This is a genomic window from Acinetobacter sp., from assembly GCF_041911495.1.
In the GTDB taxonomy this organism is placed as follows: Bacteria; Pseudomonadota; Gammaproteobacteria; order Pseudomonadales; family Moraxellaceae; genus Acinetobacter.
Window position 1 is genome coordinate 51,327 of sequence record NZ_JAYROT010000030.1, and the last position, 22,534, is coordinate 73,860.

General features: G+C 40.1%; 16 protein-coding genes and 1 tRNA gene. 13 read left to right on the plus strand and 4 right to left on the minus strand.

The genetic code is table 11. The annotated features are described in order from the left end of the window. The first annotated feature begins 221 nt into the window (after positions 1-221). From cysD to ACE3PQ_RS03645, 5 genes are all read left to right on the plus strand, one after another. Positions 222-1,130, plus strand: a complete 909-nt coding sequence (gene cysD, locus ACE3PQ_RS03625; RefSeq protein ID WP_241571355.1) for a sulfate adenylyltransferase subunit CysD — start codon at positions 222-224, stop codon at positions 1,128-1,130. A gap of 113 nt (positions 1,131-1,243) precedes the next feature. Continuing rightward, positions 1,244-2,872: a sulfate adenylyltransferase subunit CysN gene (gene cysN / locus ACE3PQ_RS03630; RefSeq protein ID WP_374295299.1), complete on the plus strand. Its 1,629-nt coding sequence runs from the start codon at positions 1,244-1,246 to the stop codon at positions 2,870-2,872. Positions 2,873-3,072: 200 nt separating this feature from the next. Further along, entirely contained in the window at positions 3,073-4,581 is a 1,509-nt protein-coding gene (locus tag ACE3PQ_RS03635; RefSeq protein WP_374295301.1) for a DUF3336 domain-containing protein, read from the plus strand. Then, positions 4,565-5,419: a protein kinase gene (locus ACE3PQ_RS03640; RefSeq protein WP_374295302.1), complete on the plus strand. Its 855-nt coding sequence runs from the start codon at positions 4,565-4,567 to the stop codon at positions 5,417-5,419. Before ACE3PQ_RS03635 ends, ACE3PQ_RS03640 begins: the two co-directional genes overlap by 17 nt. A gap of 75 nt (positions 5,420-5,494) precedes the next feature. After that, a tRNA-Leu gene (locus ACE3PQ_RS03645) sits at positions 5,495-5,579 on the plus strand. 280 nt (positions 5,580-5,859) lie between these two features. Here the strand turns inward: ACE3PQ_RS03645 and ACE3PQ_RS03650 are convergent. Beyond that, a complete protein-coding gene (locus tag ACE3PQ_RS03650; RefSeq protein WP_374295324.1) occupies positions 5,860-8,502 on the minus strand; it encodes a Lon protease family protein in 2,643 nt (880 codons plus the stop codon). Positions 8,503-8,835: 333 nt separating this feature from the next. Here ACE3PQ_RS03650 and ACE3PQ_RS03655 point away from each other — a divergent pair, with 333 nt between their 5' ends. The 4 genes from ACE3PQ_RS03655 to rpmE all read left to right on the plus strand — a co-directional run bounded on the left by ACE3PQ_RS03655 (position 8,836) and on the right by rpmE (position 13,099). Further along, entirely contained in the window at positions 8,836-11,040 is a 2,205-nt protein-coding gene (locus ACE3PQ_RS03655) for an MFS transporter (protein WP_374295304.1), read from the plus strand. Between the two features lie 28 nt (positions 11,041-11,068). Further along, a complete protein-coding gene (gene gloA, locus ACE3PQ_RS03660) occupies positions 11,069-11,470 on the plus strand; it encodes a lactoylglutathione lyase (RefSeq protein WP_374295306.1) in 402 nt (133 codons plus the stop codon). A 167-nt stretch (positions 11,471-11,637) separates the two neighbouring features. Next, positions 11,638-12,618, plus strand: a complete 981-nt coding sequence (locus ACE3PQ_RS03665; RefSeq protein ID WP_374295307.1) for a bile acid:sodium symporter family protein — start codon at positions 11,638-11,640, stop codon at positions 12,616-12,618. Positions 12,619-12,874: 256 nt separating this feature from the next. Further along, positions 12,875-13,099, plus strand: a complete 225-nt coding sequence (gene rpmE / locus ACE3PQ_RS03670) for a 50S ribosomal protein L31 (protein WP_241571320.1) — start codon at positions 12,875-12,877, stop codon at positions 13,097-13,099. 132 nt (positions 13,100-13,231) lie between these two features. On the opposite strand, the gene ACE3PQ_RS03675 is transcribed toward rpmE, so the two are convergent. The 3 genes from ACE3PQ_RS03675 to epmB all read right to left on the minus strand — a co-directional run bounded on the left by ACE3PQ_RS03675 (position 13,232) and on the right by epmB (position 18,168). Further along, entirely contained in the window at positions 13,232-15,367 is a 2,136-nt protein-coding gene (locus ACE3PQ_RS03675) for an EAL domain-containing protein (protein WP_374295309.1), read from the minus strand. Continuing rightward, complete coding sequence (locus ACE3PQ_RS03680) at positions 15,364-16,905, minus strand: hypothetical protein (RefSeq protein ID WP_374295311.1); 1,542 nt, start codon at positions 16,903-16,905, stop codon at positions 15,364-15,366. The genes ACE3PQ_RS03675 and ACE3PQ_RS03680 overlap by 4 nt, the downstream gene beginning before the upstream one ends. Before the next feature lie 231 nt (positions 16,906-17,136). Beyond that, positions 17,137-18,168, minus strand: a complete 1,032-nt coding sequence (epmB, locus tag ACE3PQ_RS03685; protein WP_374295312.1) for an EF-P beta-lysylation protein EpmB — start codon at positions 18,166-18,168, stop codon at positions 17,137-17,139. A gap of 77 nt (positions 18,169-18,245) precedes the next feature. On the opposite strand from epmB, the gene efp reads away from it, so the two are divergent. From efp to ACE3PQ_RS03705, 4 genes are all read left to right on the plus strand, one after another. Continuing rightward, a complete protein-coding gene (gene efp / locus ACE3PQ_RS03690; protein WP_374295314.1) occupies positions 18,246-18,815 on the plus strand; it encodes an elongation factor P in 570 nt (189 codons plus the stop codon). 133 nt (positions 18,816-18,948) lie between these two features. Beyond that, positions 18,949-19,656 carry a hypothetical protein gene (locus ACE3PQ_RS03695; RefSeq protein ID WP_374295316.1) on the plus strand — a complete coding sequence of 236 codons (708 nt, stop codon included), beginning with the start codon at positions 18,949-18,951 and terminating at the stop codon, positions 19,654-19,656. A 187-nt stretch (positions 19,657-19,843) separates the two neighbouring features. Beyond that, entirely contained in the window at positions 19,844-21,946 is a 2,103-nt protein-coding gene (locus tag ACE3PQ_RS03700; RefSeq protein ID WP_374295318.1) for a carbon starvation CstA family protein, read from the plus strand. Between the two features lie 2 nt (positions 21,947-21,948). Then, the gene (locus tag ACE3PQ_RS03705) at positions 21,949-22,266 is read left to right on the plus strand and encodes a YbdD/YjiX family protein (RefSeq protein ID WP_374295320.1); all 318 of its coding nucleotides are present in this window, start codon (positions 21,949-21,951) and stop codon (positions 22,264-22,266) included. Positions 22,267-22,534 lie beyond the last annotated feature (268 nt).

Below are 22,534 nucleotides of genomic sequence, written 5' to 3' on the forward strand. Positions count from 1 at the left end.
AAAAATATATATGTTGTAATTTCATCAATATATCTCAAAAATTCTTATCATCGACTTGAAAATCCATGAGTATGGCAGAATATCGGCATAACATTCAGAAAGTTAACCAGTAATATGCTAGACTAGTTGCATGAAATTTAACACCTTGTTGTATGCGTCATACGTTTTTTGAAAACGTGTTCATTGGAATATTTGATTGGAATCGTAGTAGGGTCTCCTTAATGTCTGACGAAAGATTAACCCACCTAAAACAGCTTGAAGCTGAAAGTATTCATATTATTCGAGAGGTTGCAGCAGAGTTTGACAATCCTGTAATGCTGTATTCGATCGGTAAAGATTCGGCGGTGATGCTGCATCTTGCGATGAAGGCATTCTATCCTGCAAAGCTCCCATTTCCATTGATGCACGTCAATACAGGTTGGAAATTCAAAGACATGATCACCTTCCGTGATGAGATGGTGAAAAAAAATGGTCTTGAATTGATCGAACATAAAAACCTTGAAGGCATGGCGCAGGGCATTAACCCATTCGATCATGGTAGCTCAAAATATACCGACATCATGAAAACCCAAGCCTTAAAACAAGCATTGGATAAATATAAATTCGATGCGGCATTTGGTGGTGCACGTCGTGATGAAGAAAAATCACGTGCCAAAGAGCGTGTTTATTCTTTCCGTGACAGCAAGCACCGTTGGGATCCAAAAAACCAACGTCCTGAGCTGTGGAATATCTATAACGGCAAAGTCAATCAAGGCGAAAGTATCCGTGTGTTTCCACTCTCAAACTGGACGGAGCTCGACATTTGGCAATATATCTATCTTGAGCAGATTCCAATTGTCCCGTTGTATTACGCTGCGGAACGTCCTGTGGTTGAACGTGATGGCACCTTGATCATGATTGATGACGAGCGTTTCCCACTGCGTGAAAATGAAGTGCCTGAAATGAAATCGGTACGTTTCCGTACACTGGGCTGTTATCCGCTAACAGGTGCGGTCGAGTCGAAAGCGGATACCTTGCCTGACATTATCCAAGAAATGCTCCTAACCACCAGTTCTGAACGTCAAGGTCGCATGATTGACCATGATGAAGCAGGTTCAATGGAAAAGAAAAAGCAAGAAGGTTACTTCTAATTTTTTTCTCACAGCATTTCATTGTTGATTGCATGTGGTTTGGTTTTTCACAGCAATGACTGATTTAAGTTTTTAACTGGTAAAGTTTTTAAAGAATATTAGGCGGAATATAAATGTCGCATCAATCCGAACTGATTAGCCAAGACATTTTGGCATATCTCAAACAGCACGAACAAAAAGACTTATTGCGTTTTCTGACTTGCGGTAATGTCGATGATGGTAAAAGTACCTTGATTGGTCGCTTGTTGCATGACTCGAAAATGATCTATGAAGATCAACTCGAAGCGGTACAACGTGACAGTAAAAAGGTCGGTACACAAGGTGAGAAAATTGACCTTGCACTGTTGGTCGATGGTCTGCAAGCAGAACGTGAGCAGGGCATTACCATTGATGTGGCGTATCGTTATTTTTCCACGGAAAAGCGTAAATTCATCATCGCTGATACGCCAGGACATGAGCAATATACCCGTAATATGGCAACTGGCGCATCGACTTGTGATCTTGCGATCATCTTGATTGATGCACGTTATGGCGTACAGACACAGACTCGTCGTCATACTTTTATTGCTGCATTACTCGGTATTCGTAATATCGTAGTGGCAATTAACAAGATGGATTTGGTGGAATTTTCTCAAGACAAATTCGATCAAATTCGCCAAGATTATTATGCTTTTGTTGAGCAGTTGGGCGACCGTCAGCCTAAAGACATTCGTTTTGTGCCGATTTCTGCATTGAACGGCGACAATGTGGTCAATCCATCAGAAAGTACGCCGTGGTACTACGAGAATGGTTACCAAGCACAAACTTTGATGAATATCTTGGAAACCGTTGAAATCACTCGTGATGCCAAGAAGCAAGATTTCCGTCTGCCTGTGCAATACGTCAATCGTCCAAACCTCGACTTCCGTGGTTTTGCAGGGACAATTGCGCTCGGTGCAGTGAAAGTCGGTGATGAGATCGTTGCGCTTCCATCAGGAAAACGCAGTACCGTCAAAGAAATCGTGACTTATGATGGCAATCTTGATCAGGCGCAAGTTGGTCAAGCCGTCACTTTGACTTTAAATGATGAAATCGACATTAGCCGTGGTGATTTGATCACGCACCCAAGCGCATTACCGTCTGTATCTCGTGCGGTACGTTCGACTGTGGTGTGGATGAGTGACCATCCGCTCGTGGTGGGCAAGTTGTACAACGTCAAAGTTGGCGTGCAAAGTGTCCCTGCCAAAGTCACCCGTATTAACCATCGTATTGATGTCAATACGCTTGAGCATGGTCAGGTTGAGCAGTTAGAGCTCAACGGTATTGCGGATATTACTGTTGAATTTGACCGTCCAATCGTGTTTGATCATTATCAAGACAGTCGTCATACAGGTGCATTTATCTTTATTGATCGTTTGAGCAATGTCACCATTGGCGCAGCGATGATCGAAGATTTGGCGCAAGTGTCTGATAGCGCACAACCTGTGACTGCTGAAGATCGTGCGGCTCGACTTGGTCAAAAACCTGCGGTATTGGCAGTGACTGCTGAGCTATTTGCACAGTCGCAACAGCTTGAACGTGCCTCACTCTCTGACGGTATTGTGGTGATTGCACAAGCGAACTTGAATGCAGACAGCATCAATTTACTTCGTGAAACTGGTATCACTGTACTTGTCGATCAAGCTGAGCTTGCAGATACTGAAATCACTGCAAAATCAGTCGATGAAGCTGTGGCTCAGATTAAGGCGATTGTTCAGCTTTAATTCGACAGTTTCTTTAATTCAAAAGTAAACTTAAAAAAAGAAAAGCTCTAAATTACGGTTTAGGGCTTTTTTAATACAACTGAATTAACTTTTAAAACTTGTTAGACAACTACAAAACGCTACAGTCAGCAGATGGCTTCGTGTCATGCTATGATTTCAATGCCTAAATAAATGCAATAAAAATCAACTTGGTGCTTTCTATGCCGATATACAACGATGCTCATCTTAATGGTCACCAACGCTATTTGATCGCTTCACTGAAGCGTGATTTGCAACACGCCGAGAATTATAATGAATGGAAAACTATTGCGCAGCAGTTGGATGAGGCGACGGGTCTGGAAGCATGGAAATTTGATAATACTTCGCCACATTACGGGTATCCATTTTTGGCACAGCGTTTGGTGCGGATGAAGCGATTGATTGAAAATGATCAACAGCTTGATTTGGCAGAATATTTGCGCGAAGGTTTAAACTTTGATATTGCCAATATTGCGCATCCCTTACTTTATAATCAAACTTTTACAGGGACAAAGAAGCTGATTGAAGATTATGTCGATAGCATGAGTAAAGCTTTTGCTCATATCGCTTCCGATGAGTTCACTGCATTTAATCGAGCCGAAAAAATCGAATATTTCGAAGGCGCTTTAAAAGCTTATGGTCAGCCTGCATTGATGTTCTCAGGCGGTGCGACACTGGGTATTTTTCATCTTGGTGTGTGTAAGGTGCTGTATGAGCAAGATTTATTACCAAAAGTATTTTCAGGCTCTAGTGCGGGTGCGATCATGGCGGCGATGTTGGCAACGCATAATGATCAAGAGCTGATGGATTTTATCCAAGGCGATGGTTTTATTGACCATGCCTTTAAATATCGCAGTATTTACCAAATTTTGGCAGATCAAGGTGGTCTAGCGGATATCGGCACCCTAAAAAAATTCTTGATTGCCAATCTTGGGGATTATACTTTTGAGGAAGCCTTTGCCAAGTCGGGTCGACATTGTTCGATTGTGGTAGCGCCTTATAGCACAGGTTATAACCCTCGGATTATGAATGAAATCATGTCGCCAGAGTTGTTGGTGTGGAGTGCGACATTGGCATCCTGTGCGATTCCATTTTTCTTTCCACCTGTCCGCCTCAAAACTAAACGCCATGATGGCGTGTACACACCCTATATGGCAAATACGCATTGGGTGGATGGCAGTGTGCGCAGTGATTTTCCACAAATTCGTATGGCTCGACTTTATAATATTAATTACAGCATTGCTTGTCAGGTCAATCCGCATGTGGTGCCGTTCATGCAATCGGATTTTCAGCGTTATCGTCGAGATTTGCTCAGCTGGCCAAGTCGTTTTATTCGTCATCAAGCCAAGACTTTATCCATGCAAGGTTTAGATTTTACGCGCAACAATTTATCCAGTTTTCCGTTGATTCAGCGTGTGGTTGATCATGGCTACGGTATCGTTGGACAGCGCTATTATGGTGATATCAATATTGCTGCGAAATATAACCTGAATCATTATCTATGGATGGTGAAAAATCCTGATAAAAAAATCTTTAAACAATTGCAAAAAGAAGGTGAACGAGCGACTTGGCCGAAGATTAGCAGTATTGAAATGCACGCTCGAATCGGCAAAACCATTGAGCATTGTCTGACAGTTTTGAAATCTGGACAGCAACAACATCAAGCCTCAGCGCATGAACATCGACTTTGATCCACAACTGCCTTATCAGAAGATCAAATCGCTCAATGCGGATTTTAGTCGAAAGTTAGGGCAGTTCGTTGATTTGGTTGACCAAAAAAACCAATATTTTGTTTTCAAGTATCTCGATGACGTGGCTGATTCACAGCTAAAAAGTGCCTTTCAGAATGAAATGGCAATGTATTTGCAATTACAAAGTACAGGGCTAGTTTTACCTTTTTTGATACTAAAATCTGCTGAATTTCGGCATCAGAGCGATACCAACGCCACAATTTTAGTGCTCCCATACGCTCATACAATTGATTTTCAAAAGCATTCAATAGTTGAGCGAATAACGATTTTTATCGACATTTTAAAACGTGTTGATGATTTGCATGATTTGGGTTTTATTCATGGTGATTTAAAGCTTCGCCATTTTCTCCGAGCTGAACAAAGTCATGATTCGCCCATTCAACTCATTGATTTTGCGCAATTGCAACCAATCAATTCTGTGCATTCTTCTCATTTAAAAACTGTAAGTGAAATGACTGCCACTCCTGCCTATATGGCACCTGAGATTTTTCATGGACAAGCGAAGTCTGTGCAAAGTGATCTATATGCTTTGGGAATTATCTTTTATGAAATATTAGTCGGTGAGAAGCCTTATACGGTTCGTGGTCAGCAGAATAGCTATCGACAATGGGCGAAAGCACACTGCCAACAAGAGATCCCACTGCTTCCAAAAGGTTTGCAAAAGTATCAAGAATGTTTGGACCATATGCTCGCAAAACATCAAAAAAATCGAGCTTCAGCGATAAAAAGTGTCATAAGTGATTTAAAAATATACGAAAATTATAAAATTGATGATTAAATACACGCTTGTCATGGTTTTTTAAAAAAAGTACTTGGCAATTGAAAAACTCATTGCTAATATACGCAACACATCGGGGACGTGGCGAAATTGGTAGACGCACTGGATTTAGGTTCCAGCGCCGCAAGGTGTGAGAGTTCGAGTCTCTCCGTCCCCACCATAGTGTTCATTATTATAGTGAGACTGTGGATGTATTATAAAAATAAGTTTTCAATTTTATTGTGTCTGTATTTCTATTTTAACCACGCATTTTATTAATTTATTTAGCTTTATCATTTCTTTAATTTGTGATCACTATATTTGTAATTTCAAACAATTACTTTTGTTTTTTCTTAGATTTTAGAAAATTGCGAAAAGTCTGTAAACTTTTCATCTAGTTATTATTTTTCAATAAAAAAACCAGTAACGAATTACTGGCTGAGTTTGATTCATTAAAATCATTATTTCTTTTTCAGCTTTGATTTTTGTTTGCGTGAGATCTTTTTGCTTTCAGGCACTTTTGTTTCTGCGACTTTCTCTTTTTTCGTTTTATCATCTTTCGGCTTTTTCTTTTTGGCTTTTTTAGGTTCTTCAATCTCGCCATCTTCAACAGCTTGCCAGTAGTTCAGTTGCTCCATTACCGCAGCAAAAATCGAATCTTTACTGTACTGTCCGTCTTTATCTAAAGTGCCAACAGGGCGTGACATGAGGATTTCTAAGGCTTGGTCAATCGTGTCAATGGCGTGAATATGGAACTTGCCTTCATTGACCGCATCAATGACTTCTTGGCGAAGCATTAGATGTTGCATGTTCTGACGTGGAATAATCACACCTTGCGAACCTGAGAAGCCTTGTAGCTTACAGGCATCGAAGAAGCCTTCGATTTTGGCATTGACGCCACCAATTGGTTGTACTTGTCCAAGTTGATTCATTGAACCTGTGATTGCCCAAGATTGATCAATTGGAATTTGGCTAATTGCGGAAATGAGCGCAGAAAGCTCCGCCACCGTTGCACTATCGCCATCGACTTCACCATAGCTTTGTTCAAAAGCAAGTGCCGCTGAGAAGTGCAGGGTTTGTGTGCGACCGAAATGTGCTTTTAAGAAGCTCGACATCAGCAATACACCTTTGGCATGTAACGAGCCACCCAGTTCGACACTACGTTCAATATCGAGAATATCACCGCCACCTTGATAGACTGATGCGGTCAAGCGTGATGGTAAGCCAAACTCGACGTCTGCATAATGAATCACAGACAACGCATTGATCTGACCCAAGCGATAGCCTGAAGTTTCAATGAGTTGTGTACCACGTGACAAGTCTTGCCAATAGAGTTCTCGTAAATATCCAAGACGATATTGACGATGTTGCAATGCCATATTGATGTGTTCTGCCGTGACAGTATTGGCATCTTGTTGCAGGGCATGATGATGCGCTTCACGAATCAAGTCACCCAGTGTCGAAGCGTGCAAGGACAGTGATTTTTGATCTTCCGCTTGACGGCTTGAGTCGGTAAGTAGTGCAGCAAGTGCAGAACGGTCAAATGGACGCAATTTATCCTTTTGTACATAGTCGGCGATGAGCTGCATATAAGCCTGTTCGTTGGCTTCTGTACGAGGCAATGTATCGGTAAAATCAGCACGGATTTTAAATACGCTACCGAGTTCAGGCTCATAGTCTAAGATTTCATAATATATCTGTGGTTCAGCGAGCAAAATGACTTTGACTGTCAAGGGAATCGACTGTGGCTCAATAGAAATACTGCCTGTTAAGGTCAACATGTGTTCAAGTGAGGATAGTTTGAGTTTGCCCGATTTTAGCGCACGTTTTAGCCCTTGCCATGCGTAAGCTTGCTCAAGCATTTGTTCGGCTTCGAGAATTAGAAAACCACCATTAGCTCGATGCAATGCACCTGAACGAATCAGCGTAAAATCAGTGGTAATTGTCCCCATTTGCGTGAGCTGCTCGACGTGTCCAAGCAGATTATAATGCGTTGGAAAGTCTTCAAAAATCACAGGTGCACCTGCATTAGCTTTGTGTGTCGTTACGACATTGACTTGATAGCGTGCAGGGACACGGTTGAAAGTGGTCGGGATAAAATCATCCTCTTCACGGTCGAGAATCAGCTCTACATGCTCAATAATGTCTTTGGCATAAGCTTTGAGATAATTTGCCAAATGTTCAACACTTTCAAAACGTTTATAAATATTCTGAATCTTGGGTTCGACCACTTGCTTTGCAATATCGTGATTGAGATCAACGACTTTATCTCTTGCGACATCCTCCATATTGCCGAGGGTTGAGCCAAGACGTTGCAATTTTTTATCCATGTATCGGATATCTGATGCAATCTTCATGCGATCTTTGGGATTCAGCGCATCGATATCTTCTTGGGTCATTTCTTGCGATTGCGCTTTTTCTTTGTCTGCATTTGGACTATCGCCGTGTACAGGAACAAAAATATGCTCTTCATTTTTCGAAATTAATTTTAAAGATAGAGCTTCGCCTTCTTGAGTGAGTGCCAACAATGCTTCTTGTTGCTGTTGACTGACTTGTCCACGAATCACTTCGATTTGTTTGTGATATGTATCGGCACTAAAACGACGTTCTAATTGTTGTAAAATTGCGCCCCACATGTCATGCATGGCTTTTTGAAATTTCGGAGCTTGACCTGCACCCAGCTCAAGTGCCAATGGTTGGCGGGAATCATGGAAGTTATTGACATAAACCCAGTCTGATGGTGTTGGTAAGTTTTTGGCATGTTGGGTCAACAAACGCTTGATCATGGTGCGTTTACCTAAGCCCGCAGTGCCAACGGCGAAAATATTGTAACCTGAGTAAGGTAGACTCAAACCTGCTTCCACCGAAGCTTTAGCACGGTCTTGACCGAGAAAGTCATTGAGTGCTTTGATGCGACGTGTTGATGCGGGAATCTTGTCCAAATTAGCAAAATGGGTCAATTGCTCAACATTAAGTCGAGTATTTTGCATGGTCTGTGTGATTTGTTTATTTTCAAGTGCGCTGATTTTATTGGTTTTCAATGGACTGTTTTTCAGAGTTTGGTCGGTGATGGTGTAGTCTTGTGATAAAGGTTGAGAATCAATGAGAGTACTATGCGCAGCTTTTTGATTGTTAATCACAATTTAATCCATAAAAATTGAGTAGTGCTTTAAGCTTTAAAGTGACAGTTTTATTGCTTTATTTCAAGTGAAAATCTAAGATAAATCGGCAAGCTCAGATGAGTTGGATAAAAGATAACGGCTGATACATTTTTAGTGAAAATTTATCATTTAAAATCAATGTAGAAAGCTGAATATTGAATTGTGTCAAAATGTTCATTTGAAAATCTCACTTTGTATCGATTGAATACGCATAGCACTATTTCAATGAAACTGTTTTGAATATCGATTCGAAAAATATTAGGAACATCAAGCAACATGGCAAATTCAAATCAAGCTGAAGCAAACGCTACAAAAAATTGGGACAATGCATTCAAAGCATTTTTGGATCGTCGGGCGATCATTATGCTGTTTTTGGGCTTCTCGGCAGGGATTCCGATTCTCCTGATTTTTTCAAGTTTGTCATTGTGGCTCGGTGAAGCAGGCATTGAAAAAAGTGCCGTAACGATGTTTAGTTGGGCGGCACTTGGTTATTCTTTTAAGTTTGTTTGGGCACCGTTGATTGATGAAATTCCCGTGCCTTTTCTCACCAAAACTCTCGGGCGACGACGAGCTTGGCTATTGATTGCGCAGTGTTTGATCATGGTGGCGATCTACATTATGGCAATGTCTGACCCTGCGATGGGGCAGTCGCAATTAATTCAAATGGCGATTGGTGCGGTGTTGCTAGGTTTTGCTTCCGCCACGCAAGATATTGTGATCGATGCTTATCGTATCGAGCTTGCGCCGACAGAGATGCAAACTATTCTTGCCTCGACCTACAATGCAGGCTATCGCATCGGGATGATCATTGCAGGTGCAGGGGCGTTGTTCATCGCTGCAGGATTTGGCACAGCGAAGGGCAATTATATCTACGAGGCGTGGCAAAAAACCTACTGGATCATGGCTGCAGTGATGATCATTGGGATCATTACGACGCTGATTGTGCGTGAGCCAAAGGTTGAGAGACTTTATAAAAGTTATAAAAAGTCAGATTATTTACGCTTGGTTTTTGTATTTTTCTGTGCGGTGGTGAGCTTTGTTTTAGGTTTTATTTATTTTGGTAAAACTTTAACAATGATCACTGTGGACGACCCATTATTATCATTTATGCTTGCTGCAGTGAGATTTATTGGTTCAGGTTTGATCGCTTTTGTCGTCGGATTTTCCTTGGTCAAACTCGGTGCAGTCAATCGTGATATGGCAAAAGAAACTTGGGTTTCCCCGATCGCTGATTTCTTTAAGCGTTATGGTGTAAAGCTCGCTCTAGTTTTATTGTTGTTGATTGGTTTTTTCCGTATTTCCGATATTGTCGCTGGTGTTATTTCCAATGTTTTTTATCAAGACATGAACTTTAGTAAAGAGCAAATTGCCGAAGCTGTGAAAATTTACGGGGTGATTTTTACCTTGATTGGTGGTTTTTTAGGTGGCTTGCTTTCACAGCGATTTAATATCATGAAAGTGATGTTCATCGGGGCGATATTGGCGAGTAGTACCAATTTAATTTTTATAGCTTTAGTGAAGTCAGGCGCACCAACATCTCAAGTCACTGTTTCTGTAGCAGGTCAGCAATATCGTGTTGATACAGATGAGGTCGGATTTTGGAAAGTTGCTATACCACAGCAAGTTTTAGTGCAAGATCGACAGATCGTGACCCAAGTGGCTTATCAAGATCAGTCTTATCAAGTTGAGCGTGAGTTGCCTTACGTGGTTGGGAATGCAAAAGCTGATAAGGCGATTGGTCGTGTACAAATTCATTTTTTGCCACTTACTCGTGATGGTGTATTACAACCGAATGAGCTTGAGCAAAGTATCGTGGTTGAGGGGCAGATTCTTGGTCTTACAGAAGCCGAGAAAAACTCTAAGAATACGGTTCAAGTTTCGTTTGGAGAGGAAACGGCTGATACATCATATGATGCAAAAATAGATGGGCAGGGTACATTTACTGTAGCGATTCCAGCGGAAAAATTTAGTCAAGCAGAGCTTAAATCATTAAAAGCAAGCTATATTCTCAATGATTATGAATTTATGACTTTGACAGGTTATGAGATTGATGAAACCGCACCTACAATTCAATCGAATCAGTTCAATAATTTAATTGACCCTATGCCAATGATTGACTTGACACAAAGTCAATATACGATCTCGGGCAAAGTAGTGAAAGAGTACAGTAAATTTTGGTTATATATGGCGATCGTCATGGATAACTTAGCCTCAGGTCTTGCAGGTGCAGCGTTTATTGCATTCCTATCAAGTTTGACTAGTGTCTCTTTTACTGCTGTTCAATATGCGATCTTTAGTTCTTTGATGACCTTGACACCAAAACTTATCGGTGGATACTCGGGTACAATTGTAACAAATATTGGTTATCCAAACTTCTTTTTGATGACCACCTTGATTGGTATTCCAATTTTAATTCTTGTGGTCTGGGTGGCAAAATTGCTAAAATCGCATGAACGCCAAAAGATTGAAAATTCCTATTAACCAACCACCTAATCGTGAGGAAAATATGATGCGCATGTTGCATACCATGTTACGAGTCGGTAATTTGGACAAATCATTGCAGTTTTATACCGAAGTGCTCGGCATGAAATTGTTGCGTCAACGAGACTATGAGGAAGGGCGATTTACCTTGGCTTTTGTTGGTTATGGTGATGAATCTGATCATACCGTACTTGAGCTGACACATAACTGGGACACGTCGAGTTATGATTTGGGTGATGGCTATGGACATATTGCCATTGGCGTTGAGGATGCTTATCAAGCCTGTGAAGATATTAAAGCCCGAGGTGGCAATGTCGTACGTGAAGCAGGGCCGATGAAGGGCGGTGTAACTGTGATTGCATTCGTCGAAGATCCTGATGGTTATAAAGTGGAATTGATTCAACAAGATCAACATGCACGTAACAACTAATCTTACCTCGAGCATTGTTTAACAGTGACTATTCACTGAGTCACTGTATTTTATCATTCAACTTATTTTTATCTTTAAGAATGGGCTTGTTTTTTATAACTCGGCATTTATTATCTGTGCCGAGTTTTTTTCCTAGATTCTAATTGTATTGTGATGATAGAAACAAAGTGTTGAAGTATTTGGCGGTTGATCGGTTTACGATATTACTGGTTGTAATGGTAATCCTTGCCAGTATTTTACCGATCTCAGGGCTGTGGGCAGACGGATTTAATACACTTACAACAATTGCCATCGCTATTTTATTTTTCCTACATGGAGCGAAGCTTTCTCGTGAGGCTGTGATTCAAGGTATTTTGCACTGGCGTTTACATAGCTTAGTTTTTGCTTTCACATTTATTGTATTTCCATTGTTGGGCTTGCTATCAAAACCAATTTTGCAACCACTCTTAGGTGACGCACTGTATTTGGGCTTTTTGTTTTTATGCTTCTTACCGTCAACGGTACAGTCCTCGATTGCATTTACCTCAGTTGCAGGTGGCAATGTTGCAGGTGCTGTTTGTAGTGCATCTTTTTCCAATATTATCGGCATGTTTATTACGCCGATCATGGTCAGTTTTTTTATTTTGGGTCAGTCCGAACACGCCTATGACCCGACTAGTGCCATTATCAAAATTGTCGCTTTACTGCTTGTACCATTTATTTTAGGGCAATTGCTTCGTACATGGATTTATCCGTATATGCTCAAAGTGCCGAAGCTGGTTAAAGCGTTTGATCAAGGCAGTATTTTGATGGTCGTTTACGGTGCGTTTAGTAGTGCGGTGATTGCAGGATTGTGGCAACAGCTTGATGCGTTGACATTATTTTATTTAATCCTTTCATGTTCGGTATTGCTTACGGCTATTATGTTGCTTGCCTTTTATATTCCAAAATGGCTTGGCTTTAACCGTCAAGATCAGATCACTACTTTTTTCTGTGGTTCAAAAAAGACATTGGCAAGTGGTGTGCCAATGGCACAAATTTTATTTGCAGGGCAGCCGATGGGGATGTTGGTTTTGCCGATCATGATTTTTCATCAAATTCAACTGATGGTGTGCGGTGTCATTGCTGCAAAATGGTCAAAGCAAAACCTACCAAACTCTGATGATTAGTGTTTTGCGCTGTTATCCTACATATAGCAATATTGAGAAAAGTACTGTATAATATTGCCCACTTGTTGCGCTTAGCTCTAACCTTGTAGGTTTCGGTGGGCCAAAAGAAATGGTCTATTTTCGTGTCAATCTGCCAACTTTTAATTTTTATAAAATTTTAGTTTGCCTTTTCCTCAAATGGTCAATTGATCTTGGTGATTTGAGAGTGGTTGATAGCGAAGGTAGCAAAACCTTTCTAACTTAGGAGTCATCGACCATGCGTGCCGATATTCACCCAAAATACGAAACACTCACAGCAACTTGCTCTTGCGGTAACGTCATCGAAACACGTTCTGCATTAGGTAAAGAATCTCTTTATCTTGACGTATGTTCTGCGTGCCACCCATTCTATACAGGTAAGCAAAAATCTGTAGACACTGGCGGTCGTATTGACAAGTTCAAGCAACGTTTCGCTGGTATGTCACGTACGATCAAGCGTTAAGCTTTTATATCGCTTCTGCGATAGCAAATACCAAATTGTAAAAAGAAAATGGGCAGTGAATTCACTGCCCATTTTTTATTATCTTTAAAAGCTTGCTATGAAAGCATAGAAGTAGGGTGTGAGTGCGTCACATTAGCCCGCACTATTCACAAACTCTTTTTGTTTCGGTTGATAGTAGTCACCTTGTAGATAACGTACATCGACATTCCACGCATTGGCAAATGAAGTCATATCATCCAAGTGACTGATCAAGAATCGAATCGCTGAGTTATGCTCACGGAACTGATCAATCTTCTCTTGCAGTTCAACCATACTTTCATCATTTTGCAACTGCGAGGTAAAGCCTTTAGTCAGTTTAGCAAAAGCAAGATCGAGTTGTTGCAATAAGTGTACGCTATAAATTGAATCGCCAAATTCAGCAATTGCAACGTCGACACCTTGTTCTTGGATAGATTTGATTGCCTGAGTGTTTTGATCTTTATTCATCAAAATATCCGCTTCATTAATTTGTAAGATCAATGGTTTCGCATACTTTGAATTGATTAAACCAACCAGCTTATTTAATAAACCTTGAATGGTTGCATCATGCAAGCTAGCAGCATGGATATTCACCAAAATGCGAGCTTTAGGTACTTTTTGCAAGAATTGATGTAGGCGTTTAGATGCTTCAACCAAAATCCAACGATCTACACGTGCTGCAAGCTCTGCGTTGCGTCGCAAAGCATCATATTGTGAGAAAGGAATCTGTTGCTGTTCAAACTCAAAGCTGCCAGTTACCTCAAAGATTGAACCATCAATATCTTCTTTGTCGTATAGCTGTTGGAATTGTAGCTGAATGGTGTTGTTATCTAGCTGAGCAACAAGTGATTTTTCTGATTCATCTAGGCTTGCGTCATTGGTTGCATCAACGATTGAAGCAAGTGCCGGCTGGCTTGCAGGCGAGCTCTCAAATTGAATTGTAGGCGCACTCTCTGAAAGCGAAAATGAAGGGGTTTGACTACTAGTAAGGGATAAATCAGTTGCACCGCTCAAATCGACTTCTGATGCAGGATCATAATGATGCTGATAAGTGTCAGTAAGAAGCAGGGCAACTTGATCATTAACTGTGTTTTGATCGAGATGATGATAGCAGAGTTGAAGCGTTACAGGAATACTCTGATCAGCCACCTGAATCTGTTTGGCTAAGGATTCAGATATGGTATTGAGTTTTTGTTTGAGCGTTGCTTTATCTGCAACGCCTAAAGTACTCGTGAATACATGCTCTGAGATACGTAAAACCCGAGCACTACTGATTTGTTCCAAATGATGTTGAATCGCTTGAAAGAAATGCGTTGAAGTATCCCATTGTTTTGATGCTTTATCAGCAGCGAATTGCTTGATTTTAAAAAGCAACAAAGCAGAAAATGGTTGTGAATCGAGGACTTGCTGACATTGCAACTGAACATCTGTTAGCGGAGCAAATGCGCCACTTGATGAGGTGGTAGCTGCTTCGGAAGCAATTACGAGCTGTAGAGCGGTTTCATCATCATATTCGGTTTCAGAAAATTGTAGGTTTAAATTCTGATATTTTGCTTTTGCATTGCGACTTTGAATATTGAAAGCGGCTTGTCCAAAGTCACCGCGGCTTAATTTTTTATAACTTTGCTTAAAGGATTGTACATCTTCTGGTTGTAGTACATCCATTAAAGGCAAGCCAATTAACTCTTCAATATCACTAAATCCAAATAGTTCAGCATATTGCGGATTTGCAGAAACATGCACACCTTCTTGAAAGGTTGCGACAGCATATTCAGTAGTTTCAACTAGGGTTTGTGTTTGCTGTTGAAGCTTATCAATCTCTTTACTGAGCTGAGTTTCTTTACGAAGCAATCTTGAAAATGCTGTAGCTCGTGCGATGCTGACAGCAAGTTGTTCAAGGTCTGTCGTATTTACAATATCAAATATACCTTTTTGGTAAGCCTTATTGGTATGAGCTGATTCTGTAGAGTCATCTGTGAGTAAAATTATGGGTGTGACTTTGTTTTTTGACTCAATGATTTCCAATGCTTTTTCATAGTCAAAATCATAAGCATTTTTAAATAAAATCACATCCCATTGTAAGTTCAACATTTTGTCAAAGTTAGATAAGTCATCCAGTAGCTTTCCATTGACATTGAATTTATCTTTTAAGCCTTGTTGAATAATATTTAGCGTATTTTGTTGACTATCAACCATCAAAAAACGAACAACATGAGTTTGAGATTTTTTGTCATTTAAAAGTAGCTTCATTTAAGGGCTTCCCACAAATCCTGTGTATCTAAGTTATTTAATTGAGTTTCAAAATATTCATTTAATAGCGTCAGTTTTGATTGCTCTAGTAAGTCAAAATCAAAACGCGCACAACTCTGTACTAGGCTAATACATTGCTTTAAAAAAATACGTAGTTCATCTGTACCAAACCGCAAGGTCAGATTTTGATTTTCGTGAAAAATCTGTGGGCTTGGTAAGATCAGAGAAAACTTATTATCTTCATCCATCGTCAAAATAGCAGGGTGATAAATCACATCACTCGATTTCTTTGCGAGAGATACTGCAGCTGGAGCCATTTTATTCACGATGATTTCGACACCAAACTCGACATTTTGTTGATCGGTGTTTTTTAACCATCGAATCAAGGCACCTGACCACGGCTGATCAGATTGCTCTCGAAGCAATATAAAATCGCCTGTACGTAGATGTTTTGGCAATTGGTTTTGCCAGCTTAGGCAGTAACCAGTGCTACTACGGTTCACAATATCAGATTGATAAATCTTTGTAATTTCAGCATTGTAGCGTTGTTCAAAGGTTTTACTTGAGAGTTTCCATTCTTGATCATTTGCCAATTCGGAAAAACTCAACGAACTACTTTGTATCGTAAGATCACTATCGCGTAATAAAGTTTCTTTAAAATGTTTTGCACCAGATAAAAAGTAATGAGCAGCACTTATACCAAGAGTAATATCAACATACCCCTCTTCAGCAAAACGTGTATTCTTACGTACACCATCGTTATTCAGTGTTGTAAGTAAGTGGCTTTTAATAATGATATTAAGATGCTGTTGCTCTTCATTTGAAAAATAGTTTGCCTCAGGATTCATCGTTGATTCGATGTAGGACAATAAGTCTGTTGTATCTATATATAGACTGTCTTTTTGGTCTGTATTCTTGTTCATGATCGTTGTTGGCGGACGATCTCCAAACAAATTACAAGAAAATTTTGCTTCAGGTTTAGGGTCACTCGTTAACTTCACTAAATGTAACCAGTAAGGAAGGCAGTTCTTAAGATTTTTTAAGTCTTCCTGACGTAATTTGTGATTATTGAGTAAGCTTAATAATGAAAGTTCGATAAATGCATTTTCAATATGTTCTTGTTGAGTTTGGTATTTTTCTAGATTGAAATTAATTTTGTCTTTATCAAATCGAAATGCTCGAGCCATCCAAATAATATCATATGCTGTATGCCAAAAGTATTTAGGTTCATCAAAATAGATAAGTTGCAGTGAGTAAAGTAAATCTGTTAATAGTTTTATTACTGCATATGCACAATAGGTTCTTAATATTGTTAATTTTTTCTTTCTAGATAGTTCAAAGATTGAAAATTTCTGATTTTCCAATTGATGTTGCACACGTTTTGCCATATCCCGATAGAGCAATGCGTGCTGACATTTAATCTCAAGTACTAAATCTGCGATTTGTTGATCGCGTAGGGTATCGATCATTGCATTATTAAGATAATGATGCTCTAAGGAAAGTAGCAAATGTTGCAAATCAGGTTCGATGTTTTGCAAAATCTTCCAACGAGAGAGGTCACTACAATTCAGACTACGTAGCTCAAGCAGTGTGACGAATACTTGTTTCGCCGCTTCACCGAGGTCAAGTTGCAAGAGTTGAGTCGCCCAACTTTGAGTGTCCGTTTTATAATTAGCAATATAAGTTAGCTGCTTGATGTTTAAGTCAACCGACTCTTGGAACAACTTTTCCAGTTTCACTGTCATACTCTATCCCCTAACCATTTCTCACTAAAAGACATTCAGTGGGGTTTTGTGGAGCTCCCCTGAAGACTCTCGCACGAGTTTTGGTACCAAATATCCTGATAATTCTTTTAAAAGCGCTTGATAAATTGTTTGTGCTTCTGCGTCTGTTATTAGAAAGTGTGACGCACCTTGCACTTTATCTAAGACGTGCAAATAGTAAGGTAGCACACGTGCATCAAACAGTCGATAGCTTAACTGGCTTAAAGTTTGAAAATTGTCATTAATTCCTTTTAAAAGTACAGATTGGTTGAATAGTATCACATTGATCTCGGATAGCTTGCGCATTGCCACATCAAAATTTGCATCTAACTCATTACCATGATTGCTATGCACCACCATGATGATCTTGCAACGTGTCGTTGATAAAATCTTGATTAAATCCTCATCAATACGCTGTGGAATCACTACGGGTAAGCGTGTATGCAGACGGATGGTTTTGATTTGAGGAAGTTCCTCAAAACGATTAATCCACAGTGCCAATTTCTCATTGGAAACTGACAGTGGGTCTCCACCACTTAAGATGATTTCGTTAATCTTCGGGTGGTCGAGAATATATTGTGCAATAGCTTGCCAATCTTTTGATTTAGGTAAGTTGTCTTGATAGGGGAAATGTCGTCGAAAACAATAGCGACAATGAATTGCACATGCGCCAGTGATCGTCAACAAAATGCGTGATTGATACTTATGCAACATGCCAGGCAGGGTGTTGGCTTCAAGCTCGCCTAAAGGATCGGCGCTAAATCCCGCTTGGAATTGTTTTTCCATATCCTGCATTTCCAAGTGATGTGGAAAGACTTGTAAAAATAACGGATCGTAAGCATTGCCAATTTGCATCTTGGCAACAAATTGGCGAGGTACACGTAGTTTAAACTGCTGATGTGCATGTTGTGACAGTAGTTGTTCTGATTTGAGGTCGCTTGCGGATAAATTTAACAACGCCAAAAGTTCTTCTGGGTCAGAAATTAAATCATTCAGTTGTGATTGCCAGTTTTTCTCTTGGTATAAATAGTTTATCATGCGACACGAATTGATAATGCGATGCGGCATTATAGTATAGTTGATTAGTTTATTTATAAAGTTGGAGTGTGCCGATCATGGCCAATTATTCTACAAATGAATTCAAGTCAGGTCTTAAGGTAATGCTTGACGGCAACCCATGTTCGATCATGGAAAATGAATATGTAAAACCAGGTAAAGGTCAAGCCTTTAACCGTGTAAGATTGCGTAATCTAAAATCAGGTAAAGTATTAGAAAAGACTTTCCGTTCTGGTGAGAGCCTAGAAGCTGCTGACATTATGGAAGTTGAGATGGAATATCTCTACAATGATGGTGAAATGTGGCACTTCATGAATCCTGAGAATTTTGAGCAAATCGCTGCTGACAAAACAGCAATGGGCGATGCAGCAAAATGGTTAAAAGACGATTCAAATGAAAAGTGCTCAATCATGTTATTTAATGGTGTGCCTTTAAACGTGAGCGCACCAAACTTTGTAATCTTAAAAATCGTTGAAACTGATCCAGGTGTGAAAGGTGATACAGCAGGTACAGGTGGTAAGCCTGCAACACTAGAAACTGGTGCTGTAGTGCGTGTACCGTTATTCGTACAACAAGAAGAAAGTATCCGTGTTGATACACGTACAGGTGATTACTTAGAACGTGCTTAATTGCTGAGCCATATTTAACAAATCGAAAAGGAGATGATCAATTCATCTCCTTTTTTATATACTTCGACGTTCAAGGGTTAACTTTTATTTTAGTTTTGATAGAATCGTTGTAAATAAATACTAATTGTAAACAATGATCAAAGACGGCTCTATATTATTAAACATTCCTAAAAATTTGGACTACAAACAAGCTGTGTTTTTTGATGGTATGAGGCATGCCCTTGAAATTATTGATTTTTCTTATAAAAGGCTTTATCAAGAACTTACCAAGCTTTCAAAATTAACCCAATACCAAAAAAATTACACACATGTTTATGTTGATATGTGGGCAGTAATTGATGCGATAGATCGTTTTAGATGTTTGTGGATTATGCAAGCTAACTCAATCGCAATTCCTTCGCCATATAGTACAGAAGAGATAAATGGCTCTTTACAACAAGTGCGTAATATTAGAAATGTATCTTCGCATATGGCACAAAAAATTGATCAAATAATTGCATTGAATTCATCTGTATCAGGATCAATTAGTTGGGTTTCTGTAAAAAATATTCAACCACTTAATATCCATACTTTTGTCGTAAGATCTGGCATTATAAACGGGAAAGTAAGTTTTCAATTTTCAATACCTAAAGAAAAGATAAATTTTATAGAAGGAACGGGAAATATAATAATTGAACTAGGCGCATACACCATAAACTTATCTCAGGCTTATGAATATGTTTGTGGCGTTTCAAGTTACATTGATGAGCAATGGAGCCTGCAAAAAGAGCGATTATTGTCACTGAATGAGCCTTTTCCACATGATGTTTTTGCTTCAGCTGAACTAAATTTGACTAAATGAAATACTTTTTTCTTTTAAGGAGATGATCAATTCATCTCCTTTTTTAATGCCAATTTTATGCCAAAGTCGTAGTTCCAAAGTCGTAGAGATACAGTACAGTTGAAACAAAATTGTTGCCCAATAATTCACAGAGTTACTTCACTGAATCATTGAAATGTTAAGCAACAACAACTGATGAGGTATCAACATGGATGTGACAAATAAGCAATCCACTACAAAATCGAAAATCATTTGGATTTTAATTGCGATTGTCGGTGCAATTTCTTTTGCGATCTTGGCACTCAGTCGGGGTGAGCATGTCAATGCTGTATGGCTTGTACTTGCAGCGGTGTGTATTTATAGCATTGCTTATCGTTTTTATAGTTTATTCATCGCCCAAAAAGTCTTCGAGCTGAATGATCGGCGATTGACACCTGCGCATCGGCTCAAAGATGGCTTGGACTATGTACCAACCAATAAATATGTCTTGTTTGGGCATCACTTTGCTGCGATTGCAGGTGCAGGACCATTGGTTGGACCAATTCTCGCTGCACAAATGGGTTATTTACCCGGTACGATTTGGCTCTTGGTCGGTGTGGTGATGGCAGGTGCGGTACAAGATTTCTTGGTGCTGTTCATTTCGACACGACGTGACGGTCGCTCACTGGGTGAGATTGCAAAGCAGGAGCTTGGCTCTTTTGCAGGTGTGATCGTGATGCTCGGTGCGCTCGGGGTGATGGTCATCATTCTTGCGGTACTGGCTCTGGTGGTAGTGAAAGCTCTTGCTGAAAGTCCGTGGGGCGTATTCAGTATTGCAGCAACTATTCCGATTGCCTTGTTTATGGGCATCTATATGCGTTATCTACGCCCCGGGAAAATTGCGGAAGTATCAATTATCGGTTTTGTACTGATGATGCTTGGCATTGTCTATGGTGGTCATATTGCCGCTGATCCATATTGGGGGCCATTATTTACCTTGACAGGTACGCAATTGACTTGGACATTGGTAATTTACGGCTTTATTGCATCGGTATTGCCTGTATGGTTACTGCTCGCACCACGTGATTATTTATCAACTTTCTTAAAAATTGGTGTGATTGCAGGTCTTGCGATCGGTATCGTGATTGCATTACCAGAAATGAAAATGCCTGCGGTAACGCAGTTCGTCGATGGCACTGGACCTGTATTCTCTGGCTCACTATTCCCATTCCTATTTATCACCATTGCTTGTGGTGCGATTTCAGGCTTCCATGCTCTAGTATCAAGTGGTACCACGCCAAAACTGGTCGATAACGAAGTCAATATTCGTATGATCGGCTACGGCGGTATGTTGATGGAATCTTTCGTTGCGATCATGGCAATGATCTGTGCCACTGTACTTGATCCAGGTGTTTACTTTGCCATCAATGCGCCTGCGGCGGTGATCGGTACAACGGTGGAAAGTGCATCTGAAGCAGTGCGTCAGCTTGGTTTTATTGTAACGCCTGAGATGCTATCTACTTTGGCAAAAGAAGTGGGGGAAAGCACAATTCTATCTCGTACAGGTGGTGCGCCGACCTTTGCGATCGGTATGGCGCATATTATTTCTGAGATTTTCAATAGCCGTGCCATGATGTCATTTTGGTATCACTTTGCGATTTTGTTTGAAGCCTTATTTATCTTGACTGCGGTCGATGCAGGCACACGTGCTTGTCGTTTCATGGTGCAAGATACTGCAGGGATTGTCATTCCAGCGATCAAAAACTCAAGCTCATTTGTCGGGAATTTGATCGGTACAGGTGTCGCCGTATCTGCGTGGGGTTTCTTTGTCTATCAAGGTGTGGTCGATCCGCTTGGTGGGATTAACTCCTTGTGGCCACTATTTGGTGTGGGTAACCAAATGCTTGCTGCAATGGCATTGATTTTGGGTACGGTGATTTTGTTTAAGATGAAAAAAGAAAAATATGTTTGGGTGACCATTGTCCCAACCATTTTCCTATTCATCACCTGTATGACTGCGGGTTGGCAAAAGATTTTCCATGAAAATCCAAAAATTGGCTTCCTTGCACAGGCGAATCGTTTCAAAGATGCATTAGCACGTGATGAAATCCTTGCACCAGCGAAAACAGTTGCAGAGATGCAAACTGTGATTTTCTCCAATCAAATCAATGCAGCATTGTGTGCATTCTTTATGATCGTGGCGATTGTGATGATCTTTGCTTCTATCGGCATTATTCGCCGTGCGTTGGCGAGTCCAACACCAACAGTCAATGAAGCTGAGACGATTTATACCGAACAACCGATGACAGCCAATGAATTTAAAGGACATTGATGATGCAAATCAAACCATTCAATTTAAAACTGTTTCGAAACGGCAAAAGTGTGATGGTACGCATTATTAAATTTACCATCTTGTCGCAAAAGCACCTGCTAGTTTCACCTAAAAATTGGTCGAGAATCGCAGAGATGTGGCAACGACTTCAGCAGAGTTTTCGGCTAATGGTTGGCGTGCCTGATTATCAGGCGTATGTTGCGCATATGCGTGAGCATCATCCCGATCTTGAAGCTATGGATGAGAAAACATTCTTTCGTTACTGTGTTGATGCGCGTTATCCATCTAAAGCTGGCAATATGAAGAAATGTCCGTGCTAAGACGTGTTGTGTAAGATCAAAATTTGCAACGATTTTTCACGGTAAAGATCACATTGCCATCACTAAATCGTGTACTCTTAATATCAAGTGTGTTGTATTGCACTGTGCTAAGAGGCACGATTTTTTTATGATTTAAAAATATTCAGGGATAGCTATGCTGTGGTCAAAAAATAAATTGGATAATATGCAATCTGTAGATACAAATCATCAGTTAGATTCAGTGCAGATCACAGAAAACTTAGCTGAACTCCAAGCACAGCTTACCGAG